Source organism: Streptomyces sp. NPDC048643 (assembly GCF_040650615.1).
In the GTDB taxonomy this organism is placed as follows: domain Bacteria; phylum Actinomycetota; class Actinomycetes; order Streptomycetales; family Streptomycetaceae; genus Streptomyces.
Map to the genome: position 1 here is coordinate 1 of NZ_JBEZHO010000040.1, position 14,544 is coordinate 14,544.

Annotated in this window: 14 protein-coding genes; 9 read left to right on the forward strand and 5 right to left on the reverse strand. The window is 73.1% G+C overall.

What is annotated here, in order from left to right; all coding sequences use genetic code 11:
• Positions 1-169: 169 nt before the first annotated feature.
• The 4 genes from AB0C62_RS30510 to AB0C62_RS30525 all read right to left on the reverse strand — a co-directional run bounded on the left by AB0C62_RS30510 (position 170) and on the right by AB0C62_RS30525 (position 4,024).
• On the reverse strand, positions 170-892 hold the full coding sequence (locus tag AB0C62_RS30510) for a GntR family transcriptional regulator (RefSeq protein ID WP_362978600.1): 723 nt from the start codon (positions 890-892) through the stop codon (positions 170-172).
• A 111-nt stretch (positions 893-1,003) separates the two neighbouring features.
• Entirely contained in the window at positions 1,004-2,203 is a 1,200-nt protein-coding gene (locus tag AB0C62_RS30515) for a serine hydrolase domain-containing protein (RefSeq protein ID WP_362978602.1), read from the reverse strand.
• A 136-nt stretch (positions 2,204-2,339) separates the two neighbouring features.
• Positions 2,340-3,305: an acetylxylan esterase gene (locus AB0C62_RS30520; protein ID WP_362978604.1), complete on the reverse strand. Its 966-nt coding sequence runs from the start codon at positions 3,303-3,305 to the stop codon at positions 2,340-2,342.
• Positions 3,306-3,439: 134 nt separating this feature from the next.
• Positions 3,440-4,024 (reverse strand): hypothetical protein, encoded by a 585-nt coding sequence (locus AB0C62_RS30525; protein ID WP_362978606.1) that lies wholly within the window; start codon positions 4,022-4,024, stop codon positions 3,440-3,442.
• Positions 4,025-4,487: 463 nt separating this feature from the next.
• On the opposite strand from AB0C62_RS30525, the gene AB0C62_RS30530 reads away from it, so the two are divergent.
• The 3 genes from AB0C62_RS30530 to AB0C62_RS30540 all read left to right on the forward strand — a co-directional run bounded on the left by AB0C62_RS30530 (position 4,488) and on the right by AB0C62_RS30540 (position 7,257).
• Positions 4,488-5,387, forward strand: a complete 900-nt coding sequence (locus tag AB0C62_RS30530) for a universal stress protein (protein ID WP_362978608.1) — start codon at positions 4,488-4,490, stop codon at positions 5,385-5,387.
• A gap of 239 nt (positions 5,388-5,626) precedes the next feature.
• Complete coding sequence (locus AB0C62_RS30535; RefSeq protein WP_362978610.1) at positions 5,627-6,547, forward strand: NADP-dependent oxidoreductase; 921 nt, start codon at positions 5,627-5,629, stop codon at positions 6,545-6,547.
• Complete coding sequence (locus AB0C62_RS30540; RefSeq protein WP_362978612.1) at positions 6,544-7,257, forward strand: GNAT family N-acetyltransferase; 714 nt, start codon at positions 6,544-6,546, stop codon at positions 7,255-7,257. Before AB0C62_RS30535 ends, AB0C62_RS30540 begins: the two co-directional genes overlap by 4 nt.
• A gap of 42 nt (positions 7,258-7,299) precedes the next feature.
• Here AB0C62_RS30540 and AB0C62_RS30545 read toward each other — a convergent pair whose 3' ends face one another.
• Positions 7,300-7,758 (reverse strand): MarR family winged helix-turn-helix transcriptional regulator, encoded by a 459-nt coding sequence (locus tag AB0C62_RS30545; RefSeq protein WP_362978723.1) that lies wholly within the window; start codon positions 7,756-7,758, stop codon positions 7,300-7,302.
• Between the two features lie 150 nt (positions 7,759-7,908).
• Here AB0C62_RS30545 and AB0C62_RS30550 point away from each other — a divergent pair, with 150 nt between their 5' ends.
• From AB0C62_RS30550 to AB0C62_RS30575, 6 genes are all read left to right on the forward strand, one after another.
• Positions 7,909-9,021: a hypothetical protein gene (locus AB0C62_RS30550; protein WP_362978614.1), complete on the forward strand. Its 1,113-nt coding sequence runs from the start codon at positions 7,909-7,911 to the stop codon at positions 9,019-9,021.
• Between the two features lie 191 nt (positions 9,022-9,212).
• Entirely contained in the window at positions 9,213-10,022 is an 810-nt protein-coding gene (locus AB0C62_RS30555) for a putative protein N(5)-glutamine methyltransferase (protein ID WP_362978616.1), read from the forward strand.
• 119 nt (positions 10,023-10,141) lie between these two features.
• The gene (locus tag AB0C62_RS30560) at positions 10,142-10,945 is read left to right on the forward strand and encodes an alpha/beta hydrolase (RefSeq protein ID WP_362978618.1); all 804 of its coding nucleotides are present in this window, start codon (positions 10,142-10,144) and stop codon (positions 10,943-10,945) included.
• Positions 10,946-11,080: 135 nt separating this feature from the next.
• A complete protein-coding gene (locus AB0C62_RS30565; RefSeq protein WP_362978620.1) occupies positions 11,081-13,096 on the forward strand; it encodes an NADPH-dependent 2,4-dienoyl-CoA reductase in 2,016 nt (671 codons plus the stop codon).
• Between the two features lie 194 nt (positions 13,097-13,290).
• Positions 13,291-13,740 (forward strand): spore-associated protein, encoded by a 450-nt coding sequence (locus AB0C62_RS30570; RefSeq protein WP_362978622.1) that lies wholly within the window; start codon positions 13,291-13,293, stop codon positions 13,738-13,740.
• A 172-nt stretch (positions 13,741-13,912) separates the two neighbouring features.
• The gene (locus AB0C62_RS30575) at positions 13,913-14,458 is read left to right on the forward strand and encodes a PadR family transcriptional regulator (protein ID WP_362978624.1); all 546 of its coding nucleotides are present in this window, start codon (positions 13,913-13,915) and stop codon (positions 14,456-14,458) included.
• Positions 14,459-14,544: the final 86 nt, after the last annotated feature.

Genomic DNA, 14,544 nt, shown 5'->3' on the forward strand with positions numbered 1-14,544 from the left:
GATGTACCTGATACGACCTTCGGGACAGAGCCAGTTCAGTGTCCCCCTGGAGCAACTCTCCACGACACGGCGGATCGGACGGAGGTCCTCGGCCACACCCGTCGTGCCGCCCGTCCCGGTGGCACGACGGGTGCGCGGGAGGCGAGCCCCGGGGGAACCCGTCCCTTGGTCAGGCGGCCGGGAGCGTGAACTCGTAGACCAGGGCGTCCTGTTGGGCGTCCACGGTGAGGTCGGTGATCTCCAGCGGGCGGTCGTACTGGTCGTGCACGCGCCGGGTGACCCGTACGGACTGGGGCAGGCGGGTGATGGCGTCCCGGTGGTGCAGGGTCAGGCCCGCCTTGCGCATCCAGTCGTAGGCGCGCGACAGCTGGGCCGAGGCGTGGCCGTCCGCGCGGTCGCGGTAGCGGGCCAGTTCCTCGACCTCGGACACGGCGATCGCGGAGAAGGACGTGACGGCCGTCCGCAGTCCGCTGCCGTCCGCGGCGGCCGACTCGTAGCGGTGGACCAACGTGGCGCGCCGCGGGGCGAGTCCGAGGGCCTTCGCGTGCTCGGGCGGGGGAGCCTCCCAGGTCACCGTGGTCCGGCGGCGCGCGCAGGGCTGACCGGTGTGCGCTCCGACGGGGAAGTCGAGGGACGGTACGGGTTCGGCGGGGGCGCCGGACAGGGTCGCGTGGCTGCCGCGCCGGTCGGTGGAGACCTGGCCGCTGCGCCGCAGCAACTGCAGTGCCTGGCGTACGGTCTCCCGGCTGACGCCGAAGCGGGTGGCCAACTCCCTCTCTCCCGGCAGGCGTTCACCCGGCGGAACGGATCCGTCGCGCAGCTCGCCGAGCAGCTGCGTGGCGATGCGTGCGTAGAGCGGTTCGTGCTCGGACGTGTGGGTGGTGCGGGCCATGTCCGCGCCTCCTGTGTGGTGACTCGACGTAGCCGTGCGGGCTCATTGCGCCACCACATCTAGCATTGGTCTAAACCACTTGGAAAGAGCGGCCGGAGACTTCGGCCGGTTTCAGCCCGCCTCGCCTGACCGCGCGGGAGCCCCTCCGAGCGCGTTGTACAGCGCGTCGACAAGGGCGGACTTCCTTGGGTCGTCTGCGATGTGCGGGCCCATACGGTTCATCACGTACCCCAGCGAGACCCCCGCCTCCGGGTCGGCGAGCCCGCAGGAGCCGCCGAACCCGTCGTGTCCGAAAGCCCTCGGGTTCGGACCGTACGAGCCGTTGGCCCCGCTCAGCCACAGCCCGAGCCCCACCTCCGTCTCGTGCGCGAACCCGGCGCCCAGCACCAGGTCGACGCAGCCGCCCTGCCCCTCGCGCAGCCGCTCGGCCGCCGCCGGGGTCAGCACCTGCCGGGAGCCGTAGGTGCCCTTCGACGCGAGGATCCCGTACAGCGCGGCGACCGCCCGGGCCGTGCCGTGGCCGTTGGCGGCCGGTATCTCCGCCGCCCGCCACCTCGCTGTGTTCGCCTCGGCGGCGCCGACCGCCGGGTTGGTGAGGGCCGCCAGCGCCGCGGGCGCCAACTGGGAGAGGACCGCCGCCTGTTCGCTGCTGGAAGCGGCCGGCGGATGCACCAGTTCGGCCGCCCGCCCGGCCTCCTTCTCGGGCAGCCCGATCGTGAAGTCGATCCCGAGCGGCCCCGTCACCTCCCGCTCCAGGAACGCGCCGGGCAGCAGCCCCGACACCCGCCGAACCACCTCGCCGACCAGGAAGCCGAACGTCAGCGCGTGATAGCCGGACCGGGTCCCCGGCTCCCACCACGGTTCCTGCGCGGCGAGCCGCCCGACGGTCAGCTCCCAGTCGCAGAGCTGCGTGAACGAGTGCGGCTCACGCAGCCCCGACAGCCCCGCCCGGTGCGACAGCAGATGCCGCACGAGGACGCCCTGCTTGCCCGCCGCCGCGAACTCCGGCCAGTACGCGGCCACCGGGGCGTCGAGGTCCAGGAGCCCCCGGTCGGCGAGGATGTGCGCGCACAGCGCGGTCGGCCCCTTCGAGGTCGACCAGACGTTGACCAGGGTGTCCCGCTCCCACGCGCGGGTGCGGGCCGCGTCGGCCCAGCCGCCCCACAGGTCCACCACGGTCTCCCCGTCGAGCGTGACGGACGCGGCGGCGCCCAGCTCGTCGCGTTCGCGGAAGTTCTCCTCGAACGCGGTCCGCACCGCCGTGAAGCGGGGATCGCAGTGGCCGTCTATCGGGGGGACCGGCTGGGGCATGAGTTCTCCGAGAGGCGTCCGCGGGCGAACACGGAAGGGATCAGGGTCCGTTGAACGTACCGACTGGTCGGACCGGAGGGAAGACGCGCGACGCACGGACGCTGCCCCGGGCGTCGCGTCCGTTCCCGCGCCCGGCTCAGATGTGGGCGGGAAGCCAGTCCAGCTGGGCCGCCTGCTGGTAGGGGCCGCCGCCCTCGTGGTCGTTGAAGTCGTACACCTCGATCCGCTTCTCCCCGGCCGCCCAGGCGTTGTACGCGGCGAAGACCGTCGACGGCGGACAGGTCTGGTCCTCCAGCGCCACCGAGAAGAGCGCGGGAGCCCGGCCGCGCGCGGCGAAGTGCACCCCGTCGAAGTACGACAGGGTGCGCAACACCTGCCCGGTGCGCCCGCGATGGGTCTTCAGGTAGTTGCCGATCTCCCGGTACGGCGAGCGGTCCGTGACCACCGTGGCACGCGGGAAGTCGCACAGGAACGGCACGTCGGGCAGGACCGCGGCGAGGTCCGGCACGAGCCCCCCGGCCGCGATCGCGATGCCGCCGCCCTGGCTCCCGCCCAGCGCCGCGACGCGCGCCCCGTCGACCAGCGGATGCGAACGGGCCGCCTCCACGGCCCGCACCGCGTCCGTGAACAGGCGGCGGTAGTAGTACGTCTCGGGGTCCTCGACCCCGCGCGTCATGAAGCCCGGGAAGGCGGGCGCGCTGCCCACCGGGTCCGGTGTCCCGCCGCCGCCCCAGGCGCTGGCCTGACCCCGCGTGTCCATCACGAAGTGCGCGTAGCCGGCCGAGGCCCACAGCAGGTGGGTGTGCGCGAGTCCGCGCCCGCCGCCGTACCCGACGAACTCGACGACCGTCGGCAGCGGTGCGTTCGCCCAGGACGGCACGGTCAGCCAGCCCTTGACCGGATGCCCGCCGAATCCGGCGAACGTGACGTCGAAGGTCCGCACGGTCTTGAGCGGGGTCTCCACCGGCTCGAAACGCGCGGCGAGTTCGTGCTCCCTCGCCTCCTTGAGCGTCTTGGCCCAGAAGGCGTCGAAGTCCTCGGGCTCCGCGGACGCGCTGCGGTAGCTGCGGAGTTCGTCGAGGGGGAGGTCGAACAAGGCCATCGAGGACCACCTTTCGGCGTACGGGGTGCGGGTGATCACACCGTACGTGCGGCCTCGGGGGCCCGCCACGCCTTCTCCCGGGAGGGCGGCACCCCGGCCGGTACGGCCCGGTGCCGGCCTCCGGGAGCCGTGGGTCAGGCCGTGCGCCGGGTCCAGCCGGGTTCGGTCAGCGCCCAGTCACGCGCCCACCGGTCGAGCCGTCGGCGTTCGACGGACCGGCGTACGCAGAGCCGGGTGACGAGGACGGCGAGGACGGCACCCATCGCGGTGAACAGGCCCATGGCCAGAGCGCGTTGCCAGATCACCGACGTGCTCGACGGCGCGCGCACGATCCGGTCCCGGGCGTCCGTCCAGACGTCGATGTGCGCACCGCCCCGCACACCCGAGGGCACCCGCACGAGGTCCGTCCGCGCCTGCCCGTCCGTCCCGGTCCAGCGGACCAGGGCGGGGAAGGAGCGCTGGATGCCCCCCGGGGTCGCGGGTACCGCCGCCGGAGTGTCGTCCACGAGGACGGCACGGACCTGGTGCAGCGTGGCGCGCTGCGCCGTCGCCTCGGCGTGGGCCAGGTCGTACGTCCACCATCCCGCGGCCGCCCCGGCCAGCGGCGCGCCGACCAGCAGCAGAACGCCGACCACCAGCACGCACCACGCCTCGACGACGTCGCATCGGCGCCGCAGGGAGTTGCGCCGCCAGCGCCAGCCGAGCACCCGGGTTCGCATGTCCCCTCCTCACTGCCGTGCGCCGCCGCGGACGCCCGGCCGAACAGACCCCGCACAGCACCGGAACGCCTCTCCCGGGGTACCGCACCCGGTGCCGGAAGTCCATCACCGCGCCGATTCCGACGCCGTACGACTGATCCGCGTCCGTCGTGGAACCCGCGTACCACTGCGCCGGCGAACAGGAGCCCCGATGACGTGACCCCGGCCGTCTCCGCCGTGACACCCGGTGCAACCCGGCTGCCCCGCCGTCGGCCGGTTACACCTGCCCGTCAGCGGTCCGGGTCATGCGGGCAACTCCGTTGCCACGCGGGCCGGTACCTCGTCCCGGACACCTCGGGCGGCGGACCGCCGGAACCGGCCGGCGGCACGCGAACGGCGACCGGTCACCGGAGACCGGTCACCGAGGACCGGCCCCGGCCACCGACCGACCACCCTCGAACTTCGACGGACGAGAGGCAGCAGAATGAACCCCGGCACCCGCACCATCACCGTGGGGATCGACGGATCGCGAGCCAGTCTGGACGCGGCCGACTGGGCGGCCCGCGAAGCCGGACGCCGCCGGCTCCCGCTGCGCCTGCTGCACGCGAGTCCCCGGCCGCACGTGCCCGTGCGCGTCCCGGACGTCGAAGTGCCGGCCGGCCGGACGAGGTCCCCGCTCGACCGAGCGGCCATCCAACTCTCCTACGCCCACCCGGCGTTGGACATCGACGCGCGGGGTGCCGAGAGGGCGGCCGTGCCCGCGCTCATCGAGGCGGCCGCCGCGTCGCAGACGCTCGTGCTCGGCTCCCGCGGCCACACCGACCACACGGGCGTCGCCGGCTTCCCGGCCGGCTCCGTCGCCCTGGCCGTCGCCGCGGGCGCAGAACGCCCGGTGGTCCTCGTCCCCGCGGGCGAACTCCCCGAGGACGAACGGGTCCCCGTTCCCGCGGGCGCCTCGCCGAGCGCCGCGGCCTACCGTCCCGTGGTCCTCGGTCTCGACCTGACGCGCCCCGCCGACGAGTTGATCGGCCATGCCTTCGACACCGCGGCCGTTCGCGGGGCTCCGCTCCACGTGGTGCACGCCTGGACGCTGCTCGCTCGGGACGGTGACCCGAGCGCCGTCCCGCCGGGTGACGCGGCCGACGAGGAGGACGCCCGACGGCATGCCCTGACCGGCGCGCTGGGGCCGTGGTGCCGCCGGTTCCCGGGCACTCCGGTCGCGGAGCAGGTCGTGCACGGACGCGTCGGACACCACCTCCTCAGCGCCTGCACCGGTGCCGGGCTGCTGGTGGTCGGCCGCCGCGCGGGCGAACGTCTGGGCCGCGCCGTGCAGACCCTGATCCACCAGGTGACCTGCCCGGTCGTGGTCGTTCCCCACGCCTGACGCCCTGACCTGTGCCTCGCCGGCGCCCGCTCGGGACCTGTACGAGCTGGGCGCCGCACCCCGTGCAGGGGCCGGGCGCCCCGCTGATCATTGCGGCCGTATGAACACTCCCGGCGGCCGGGAATAGCCGCGCCGCGATCATCCTTGCTGCTGAAGCCGACTCCGGTGGCCCGTACACCCACACCGGGTGAGCGGTCCGCGGCGACCGGTGACGACAGCGAGGGAGAGTGAGGGAGCAGATGCCCAAGGCGTACGTCTTCACACGCTACGGGGGCCCGGAGGCCGAGGCCCTGGTGGAGCGGGACCGGCCGAGCCCCGGCCCCGGCGAGGTCCTCGTCGCGGTGCGCGCCGCCGGCGTGAACCCCGTCGACTGGAAGCAGCGCACCGGTCACCGTCGCCCGGGCGGCGAGCCGCGCCCGCTGCCCGCCGTCTTCGGCAACGAGGTCGCGGGAGTCGTCGTGGAGACCGGCGCAGGCGTGACCGGGTTCGCCGTCGGGGACGAGGTGTTCGGCAACCCGGTGGACGGTGGATATGCCGAGTACGCCCTGCTGCCCGTAGCCGTCACCGCACGCAAGCCCGCCGGCCTGTCGTTCACGGACGCCGCGGCCCTGCCGGTCGCGGCGGCGACCGCGTACGACGGCATCCGCCAGCTCGGCCTCCCCGCGGGCGCCACCCTGCTGATCACCGGCGCCGGCGGTGGAGTCGGTGTGGCCGCCGTGCAGATCGCGCGGGACGCGGGGCTGCGCGTGGTCGGGGTCGCGAGCGAGAGCAAGAAGGACTTCGTCGAGTCGCTCGGTGCCGTGCACGTCCCGTCGGGAGCCGGCCTGGCGGAGCGGCTGCGCACGGCGGAGCCGGACGGCGTGGACGGGGTGTTCGACCTCGTCGGGGGAGAGGCGCTGGAGGACGCGGCGACCGTGCTGGACGACGTCACGAAACTGATCACCGGCGCCGACCGCGAGACGGTCGCCAAGCTGGGCGGCAGCGGAGTCGAGCGGGCGCGTACGGCGGCCGTGCTCGACGAGGTCGGACGGCTCGCAGCCGACGGCAGGCTGCGGCCCTTCGTGACCCGGACGTTCCCGCTCGACCGCGCCGGCGAGGCACTGCGCGCCGTCGAGGACGGGCACGTCCGCGGCAAGATCGTGATCGAGGTGGCCGCGTGAGCACGCACCCCCTCGACAACCCGGCCCTCGGGTCCCTCACCGGCCCGCACGCCCACTTCGCCGAACGGCGTGGGCGCGTCCTGCGCTACCCGGTGGACGTGTCGCCGTGGCTGGCCCTCCCGGACGAGCCGGACGCCGACGACTGGGCGGATCTGGCGGCCCTGGTGGGGCCCGGAGGGGAGGCACCGCTCGCGGGTTACGTCGGAGCGACGCCGGAGGGCTGGGAGGTGACGTTCAGCATCGAGGGCGTACAGCTCGTCGACGACGGGCTCGCGGCAGCGCCGGACCCCGAGGCGGTGCTCCTCGGGCCCGCCGACGTCCCCGAGATGCTCGACCTGGTGGAGCGCACCCGGCCCGGCCCGTTCCTGCCCCGCACCGTCGAACTCGGCACCTACCTCGGGATCCGCCACGAGGGCGCCCTGATCGCCATGGCGGGGGAGCGGCTGCATCCGCCGGGCTGGACCGAGATCAGCGCGGTCTGCACCGACTCCGCCCACCGGGGCAAGGGGCTGGCGGGCCGGCTGATCCTGGCCGTCGCGCACGGCATCCGCGAGCGCGGGGAGACGCCCTTCCTGCACACCGGTGCGGGCAACACCAACGCCATCCGGCTCTACGAGTCCCTGGGGTTCCGGCTGCGCCGTCCGACCCGGTTCCTGGCCGCGCGTGTGCCCGAGCACCTGGACGACGGGCGGACCGTGGGTGTGGGGTGACCCTCCACCGCTGAACCCGGGCCGGTCGCGGGGGACGTCGGCTCAGCGGCCGGGTGCACCCCCACCCGGCGCGCCGAGGTCCGTGCCCGTGGCGTTGTAGCGCAGCAGATACGAGGCGAAACGGGCGAGGTCCTCCTCGGGCCAGCCCGTCAGCCGCTCCCGGAACGCCACCCGGCGGCTGCGGGTCACCTGGGCGAGGATCTCGGTACCCGTGCCGGTCAGATGCAGCACCTGGACACGCTGGTCCTCGGGGTCCGTGCGCCGCTCGATGAGCCCGGCCCGCTCCAGCGCGGCCACCTGCCGGCTCACCGTCGACTTGTCGAGCGCGTAGTGCGCGGCGAGGTCGGTGGCCCGGCAGCCGCCGACCTCCTCCAGATGCCCGAGCAGGGTGTACGAGACCAGGGACAGCTCGGGGTGCATGCGGCCCGCCGAGGCGCGGGCCCGCCGGGCGAAGACGGTCATCTCGCGCTGGATGGTCTCGACCGCGGCGTCGGCGGTCATGCCGCCCGGCGCCGAGCCGTCGCGTGCTCCGCCGTCCGTCGCGGACGGCGTCCCGGTGGTGACAACGCTCTCATCGGAGGCTTCGGATGCCATCGCGGGACCTCCCTTCCCAGTCCTGGTTGTATAGTACAACTTGATAGAGAGTTGTATATGCCAACCAAAGGAGTGCGCGTGCTCACCGGACTGCGCTCACCGGCCCTGCGCCATGTGCTCACGCACCTGGTCACCCCGTTGCTGATGTGTCTCGGCATGGGGCTGGCCTACATGGGTGCGTTCGTGACGCCGGAACCCCACCACCTTCCCGTCGCCGTCGTCGGCAGCGGCCCCGAGACCAAGGCCTTCGCCCAGACGGTCAAGGACCGGGCCGGGGACAAGCTCGACGTCCGTACCGTCACCGACCGCGCCGAGGCCGTGGACCTCCTCACGTCCCGTGACATCACGGGCGCCTACGTACCGAGCGCCAAGGCGCCCGAACTGGTCGTCGCCACGGCCGCCTCCGACATGGGAGCCACCGCCGTCGAGCAGGTCTTCACGCCGGTCGCCGCGCAGCAGGGGCTGCCCCTGAAGGTCACCGACGTCGCCGCACCCGTCGACGACGACCCCACCGGGCAGGGCCTGTTCTTCCTGCTCATCGCGCTCAGCATCGGCTCCTACGCCTCCGTCGCCGCTCTCGGCGCCGCGGGCACCGGACTGGCCCTGCGCGTAAGGGCGTTGCTCGCCGTCGGGGTCTCCGCAGTGGTGAGCGGCATCGGCGCGGCGCTCGCCGGTCCAGTCTTCCACCTCGCGCACCACGACCTCGCCACCGTCTGGGCGATGAGCTGGCTCTACTCCGCCGGCATCCTCTTCGTCGGCGTCGGACTCCACACCTTCCTCAAGCGGTGGACCACGCTCGCGATGATGGTGCTGTTCGTGATGCTCAACTTCACCAGTTCCGGTGGCCTGTTCCGGCCGGAGCTCCAGAACGGCTTCTTCGGCACCCTGCACTCCTTCTGGAACGGCGCCGGCTTCGTCGAGGGCGTGCGCAGCCTCCTCTACTTCGACAGTGACGGGCTCTCCGGCAACGTGGGGACGCTCGTGGGCTGGCTGTTGGCCGGCCTGGCGGTGACCGCGGTCGCCGGTGTCGTCGAACGGTCGCGTGGCCGGCACGCCGCACCGGGCCCCGTCGTACCGGAGCAGCCGGAGAGGCCGGAGCCGTCGACGCCCCGCGCGACGGAGAGCGCCGAGGAGGAGTCGGAGGAGCTGGAGGAGTCGGTCGGCGTCTGATCGTTCGCGCGCCGATCGCTCCTGTAAGGTGGCCGTCCCGGCCGCGGACCGTCGCCGCCGGACGAGTTGCCGAGGAGGTGAGACCCATTACCGCTGTGTCAGGTCGGGTGCTCTCCTCCATGAGCGACCAGGTCGCCGTCTGCAGGTGACCGCGGGAGCGCCCTTCGGTTCGTCGAAAGGCCCTCGGCTTCATGCCTCTGTCTCCTGATGGTTCCGGTTCCGCGTCCTCCTCCGGCGCCACGGACTCCGTGGTCGCCGCTCTCCGCTCCGCCGGCTGTGTCTTCGCCGAGGACGAGGCGGAACTGATCCTCACCGCCGCCCGTACGCCCGACGAGGTCGCCGCGATGGTGGACCGGCGCGTCGCCGGGCTCCCCCTCGAACACGTCCTCGGCTGGGCGGAGTTCCACGGTCTGCGCGTCACCCTCGAACCCGGCGTCTTCGTGCCCCGGCGTCGCACCGAGTTCCTCGTCGACCAGGCGGTGGCGCTCGCGCCCCACGCGTCGGTCGTCGTGGACCTGTGCTGCGGGTCGGGCGCGGTCGGCGTCGCGCTGGCCGCGTCCCTCGGCGGCCCCGAGCTGCACGCCTCCGACATCGACCCGGCCGCCGTCCGCTGCGCCCGCCGCAACGTCGCGCCGTTCGCCGGCCGGGTCCACGAGGGCGACCTCTTCTCGGCCCTGCCCGACACCCTGCGCGGGCGCGTCGACGTCCTGGCCGCCAACGTGCCGTACGTGCCCACCGACGAGGTCGGACTGCTCCCGGCGGAGGCCCGGGACCACGAACCCCTGGTCGCGCTCGACGGCGGAGCGGACGGACTCGACCTGGTGCGCCGGGTCGCCGAGGGCGCGCCGCGCTGGCTCGCCCGCGGCGGGTGCCTTCTCGTCGAGACGAGCGAGCACCAGGCCGCGACCGCCGTCGAGGCCTTCGCCCGCGCCGGCCTGATCGCCCGGCTCGCCGTCCCGGAGGAGGGCTGGGCCCACGTCGTGGTCGGCGTGAAGCCCTGACGGGACGTGACGGGAGGGGCGTGGCGTGCGACATGCCGCGTTCGGACCCCGATCGGCCGTTTGTGCCGCCGCGCGCGCCACACTCCCTCTGACCACTGAGGCCAGAGGGAGGCCCGGACATGAGCAGTGCCCCCGAGCAGTTCGACGCATGGGAGATCGAGGAGTCAGGGCCCGCCGACGCGACCACCCGTGTGCTGTTGCTGGCCGGCGCGCTGTGCAGCGCCGCGTTCTACGACGACCTCACGGCCGCGCCGCCGCTCGCCTCCGCGCCGGTGCGGCTGGTGGCCGCGACCCTCCCCGGCCACGCCGGCACCGTCCCGCCCGAGGACCTCTCCATGGAGAACTACGCGGCGCTGGCGGGCACCCTGGCCGCCGAGCGCGGCTGCGACGTCGTCGTCGGCCACAGCCTCGGCGCCAACATCGCCCTGGAGATGGCGGCCGGAGGCCACTTCGCCGGCCCCGTGGTGCTGCTCTCCCCGGCCTTCTCGGCGTCCGACGAGGACAAGGCGCTGACGATCGCCGACACTCTCGGGCGGGTACCCGGCGTCGGTGCGCTGACCTGGTCCGGGCTGCTGAAACTGACACCCCGCGCGATGGCCGGCCAGCTGCCCGAGGAGCGCCGAGAGGCGCTCACCGCCGAGTTCGAGAAGAACGATCCGGCCTTCTGCCGCAAGGCGGTCCGGCACTACTTCGCGTATCTCGACCGGCACGGATCCCTCGTCGACCGGCTCCGTGACTCCGGCGTGCCCGCGTGGGTCGTGCGCGGCGACCACGACGACGTGGACCTCGCACCGCAGGAGCGGGCAGGGCTCGAAGCCAGTCCCGAGGTGACGCTCGTCGACGTCCCGGACGCCGGGCACCTGGTCATGATCGACCAGCCCGCGGTGGTCGCGGAACTCGTGGCCCGGGTCGCCCTGCGCTGAGCGACCCGTCCGAAAGGCTCCCGATCCGGGCACGAGCGGCCATCGGCCGAGTGACCCTCCTCATTGTGCAACTAGTTGCACAATGAGTGGCGCGTCGTCTACAACAGACGTACGACACCGCCCACGGAGGGGCCGATGAGCCGTTACCCGCACCTGCTGAACCCGCTCGACCTGGGCTTCACCACCCTGCCCAACCGCGTGCTCATGGGCTCCATGCACGTGGGCCTGGAGGAGGCCGAGCGCGGCTTCGAGCGCATGGCGGAGTTCTACGCCGCCCGCGCGCGCGGCGGTGTCGGCCTGATCGTCACCGGCGGCATCGCCCCGAACGACGCGGGACGGCCGTACGAGGGCGGCGCCAAGCTGACCACCGAGGCCGAGGCCGACCAGCACGCCGGGATCACCGCCGCGGTGCACCGCGAGGGCGGGAGGATCGCGATGCAGATCCTGCACTTCGGGCGGTACGCCTACCACCCGGACCTGGTCGCCCCGAGCGCCCTCCAGGCCCCGATCAGCCCGTTCCCGCCGAACGAACTCAGTGACGCGGACATCGAGCGGACCATCGACGACTACGCGCGCGCCGCCCGTCTGGCCCGGCGCGCGGGGTACGACGGCGTCGAGATCATGGGCTCCGAGGGCTACCTCATCAACGAGTTCATCGCCCTGCAGACCAACCGGCGCGAGGACCGCTGGGGCGGCTCGTACGAGAACCGGATGCGCTTCCCGGTCGAGATCGTCCGCCGCGTGCGCGAGGCCGTCGGCGACGACTTCATCATCATCTACCGTCTGTCGATGCTCGACCTGGTGCCCGGCGGTTCCACGCTCGACGAGGTCATCACCCTCGCCCGGGCCGTCGAGGCGGCCGGGGCGACGATCATCAACACCGGCGTCGGCTGGCACGAGGCCCGCATCCCCACCATCGCGACCTCGGTGCCGCGCGGCGCGTACGCCTGGGTGACCAAGAAGGTCATGGGCTCCGTCTCGATCCCCCTCGTCACCACCAACCGCATCAACACCCCCGAGATCGCCGAGCAGTTGCTCGCCGACGGGCACGCCGACATGGTCTCGCTGGCCCGTCCGATGCTCGCGGACCCCGACTTCGTCGCCAAGGCCGAGGCGGGGCGCCCGGACGCCATCAACACCTGCATCGGGTGCAACCAGGCATGCCTCGACCACACCTTCAGCGGCAGGATCACCTCCTGCCTGGTCAACCCGCGTGCCTGCCACGAGACGGAACTCGTCCTCGCGCCGACCCGGCTGCGCAAGCGCGTCGCCGTCGTCGGCGCCGGACCGGCCGGACTCGCCTGCGCCGTCAGCGCGGCCGAACGCGGCCACGACGTCACCCTGTTCGACGCGGCGGCCGAGATCGGCGGCCAGCTCAACGTGGCCCGCAAGGTCCCCGGCAAGCAGGAGTTCGACGAGACGATCCGCTACTTCCGCACCCAGCTCGAACTGCACGGCGTGGACGTCCGGTTGAACACCCGGGCCACCGCCGACACCCTGGAGCCCTACGACGAGGTCGTCGTCGCCACCGGCGTCAGCCCGCGCACACCCGAGATCCCCGGCGTCGACCACCCGAGCGTCGTCGGCTACCTCGACGTGCTGCGCGACAGCGTCCCCGTCGGCGACCGCGTCGCCATCCTCGGCGCCGGCGGCATCGGCTTCGACGTCGCCGAGTACCTCACCGACAGCGGCGACAAGGCGAGCGAGGACCCGGCGACGTACTTCCGCAACTGGGGCGTCGACATGGACTACCGGGCCGCCGGCGGTCTCACCGCCCCAGAGCGGCCGGCCCCGCCGCGCACCGTCCACCTCCTGCAACGCAAGGCCACCAAGGTCGGAGCGGGACTCGGCAAGACCACCGGCTGGATCCACCGCACCGAGCTGAAGCACCGGGGCGTCACCATGGTCCCGGGCGTCCGGTACGACCGGATCGACGACGCCGGACTGCACGTCACCGTCGACGGACACAGCCAGGTCCTGGAGGTCGACACCATCGTGCTCTGCACCGGGCAGGACCCGCGCCGCGACCTCTACGAGGAACTGCGCGCCACGGGCCGCGGAGTCCACCTCATCGGCGGCGCCGACGTGGCAGCCGAGCTGGACGCGAAGCGCGCCATCAAGCAGGGCACGGAACTGGCGGCGGCGCTCTAGGTTCCCGCGCCGGGGGGCTCGGGGGAGCGTCCTTCACCTGGTCGACGGTGACGGTGGACGGCCCGCCCGGCCCCGGCACGTCCACAGGGCGCCGTTCCGGTTGAACATCTTTCGCGGAGACGCACAACCGTTTCGGAGGGTCGCGGGTCACATGAGGCAGGAGCAAACGTCTCCAATGATCGCAAGGGGGAAATATGCGATTCAACCGTTCCGCCCTGATGGCCGGTACGTTCGCCGCACTGATGGTGGGGGCCACGACCGCACTGGCGGCGCCCGCCTCGGCCGCGCCCAACACCACGCCGCAGAAGGTCTGCGGCAGTGCGTACAAGACGGTGAACTCGGCGCCCATCGGCACCCAGGGCACCGTCTACCTGACGTACAACGCCTCCAACGGCAAGAACTGCGTCACGACCATCCGCAACAGCCCGGGCACCGCCGTGGACATGGCCGCATGGGTCTACGTCTCCGACACCGGCCTGAGTGACGACGACTACGGGCGGTACACGTCGTACGCGGGACCGACGTACGTGTACGGCAAGGGCCACTGCATCGACTGGGGCGGCCAGATCAAGAACGTGTACACCCAGGTGTCCGGCTCCAACTGCGGTGCCTTCAAGGAGCAGCGCGTCACCTTCACGCGCTGACCCACGGCACCGCTCGGCCACCGCGCTCAGCCCGACGGCCGCGCGGTGACGCCTGACCCGACCCGCCCCGGCGGACTCACCGAGTCCCGCCGGGGCGCGTTGCCTTCCGCGGTGCCCGGCGGCGGGCGGCCGGCCATCGGGGGGAGTCCCGCGCGCTCCCTAGGATGACCCCATGTCACTCCCGCACGCGATCCTCACCGCCCTGCTCGAGAAGCCCTCGTCGGGCCTCGGACTGACCCGGCGGTTCGACAGGTCGATCGGCTACTTCTGGTCGGCGACGCACCAGCAGATCTATCGCGAGCTGGGAAAGCTGGAGGCCGAGGGCTACATCAGGGAGCTGCCCTCGGAGCAGCCGGCCCGGGGCCAGAAGAAGAGCTACGAGGTCCTGCCCGCGGGCCGCGCCGAACTCGCCCGCTGGACGGCCGTCTCCCAGGACCCCAAACCGCTGCGGGACACGATGCTGCTGCGGCTGCGCGCCGCGGCCGTCGTCGGCACCGAGGGCCTCGAGGCCGACCTGCGCCGCCATCTCGCCCTGCACCGGACCCAGTTGGCCGAGTACGAGGAGATCCAGGAGCGGGACTTCCCGCCGGGTAAGGACACCCCCGAGGACCGGCTGCGCCATCTCGTCCTGCGGGCCGGCATCGACCTGGAGACCTTCTGGACCCAGTGGCTGACCCACGCGATCGAGGAGTTCGCCGAGCTGGACGCGCGCGACTAGGGGCTGTCCGTCGTTCGGGCGACGACAGGCCCGGACGACCGTCCGCGACACGAGTCGGCGGAGCGGTCGCCCGGTGTCGCGGGCCT

Excerpts from the sequence above, each read along its gene's own strand:
- AB0C62_RS30575 (WP_362978624.1), top strand. The coding sequence starts at position 13,913 with ATGTCACTCCCGCACGCGATCCTCACCGCCCTGCTCGAGAAGCCCTCG.
- AB0C62_RS30545 (WP_362978723.1), bottom strand. The coding sequence starts at position 7,758 with ATGACCGCCGACGCCGCGGTCGAGACCATCCAGCGCGAGATGACCGTC.
- AB0C62_RS30535 (WP_362978610.1), top strand. The coding sequence starts at position 5,627 with ATGCCCAAGGCGTACGTCTTCACACGCTACGGGGGCCCGGAGGCCGAG.
- AB0C62_RS30565 (WP_362978620.1), top strand. The coding sequence starts at position 11,081 with ATGAGCCGTTACCCGCACCTGCTGAACCCGCTCGACCTGGGCTTCACC.
- AB0C62_RS30560 (WP_362978618.1), top strand. The coding sequence starts at position 10,142 with ATGAGCAGTGCCCCCGAGCAGTTCGACGCATGGGAGATCGAGGAGTCA.
- AB0C62_RS30520 (WP_362978604.1), bottom strand. The coding sequence starts at position 3,305 with ATGGCCTTGTTCGACCTCCCCCTCGACGAACTCCGCAGCTACCGCAGC.
- AB0C62_RS30550 (WP_362978614.1), top strand. The coding sequence starts at position 7,909 with ATGCCAACCAAAGGAGTGCGCGTGCTCACCGGACTGCGCTCACCGGCC.
- AB0C62_RS30525 (WP_362978606.1), bottom strand. The coding sequence starts at position 4,024 with ATGCGAACCCGGGTGCTCGGCTGGCGCTGGCGGCGCAACTCCCTGCGG.
- AB0C62_RS30510 (WP_362978600.1), bottom strand. The coding sequence starts at position 892 with ATGGCCCGCACCACCCACACGTCCGAGCACGAACCGCTCTACGCACGC.
- AB0C62_RS30570 (WP_362978622.1), top strand. The coding sequence starts at position 13,291 with ATGCGATTCAACCGTTCCGCCCTGATGGCCGGTACGTTCGCCGCACTG.
- AB0C62_RS30515 (WP_362978602.1), bottom strand. The coding sequence starts at position 2,203 with ATGCCCCAGCCGGTCCCCCCGATAGACGGCCACTGCGATCCCCGCTTC.
- AB0C62_RS30555 (WP_362978616.1), top strand. The coding sequence starts at position 9,213 with ATGCCTCTGTCTCCTGATGGTTCCGGTTCCGCGTCCTCCTCCGGCGCC.
- AB0C62_RS30530 (WP_362978608.1), top strand. The coding sequence starts at position 4,488 with ATGAACCCCGGCACCCGCACCATCACCGTGGGGATCGACGGATCGCGA.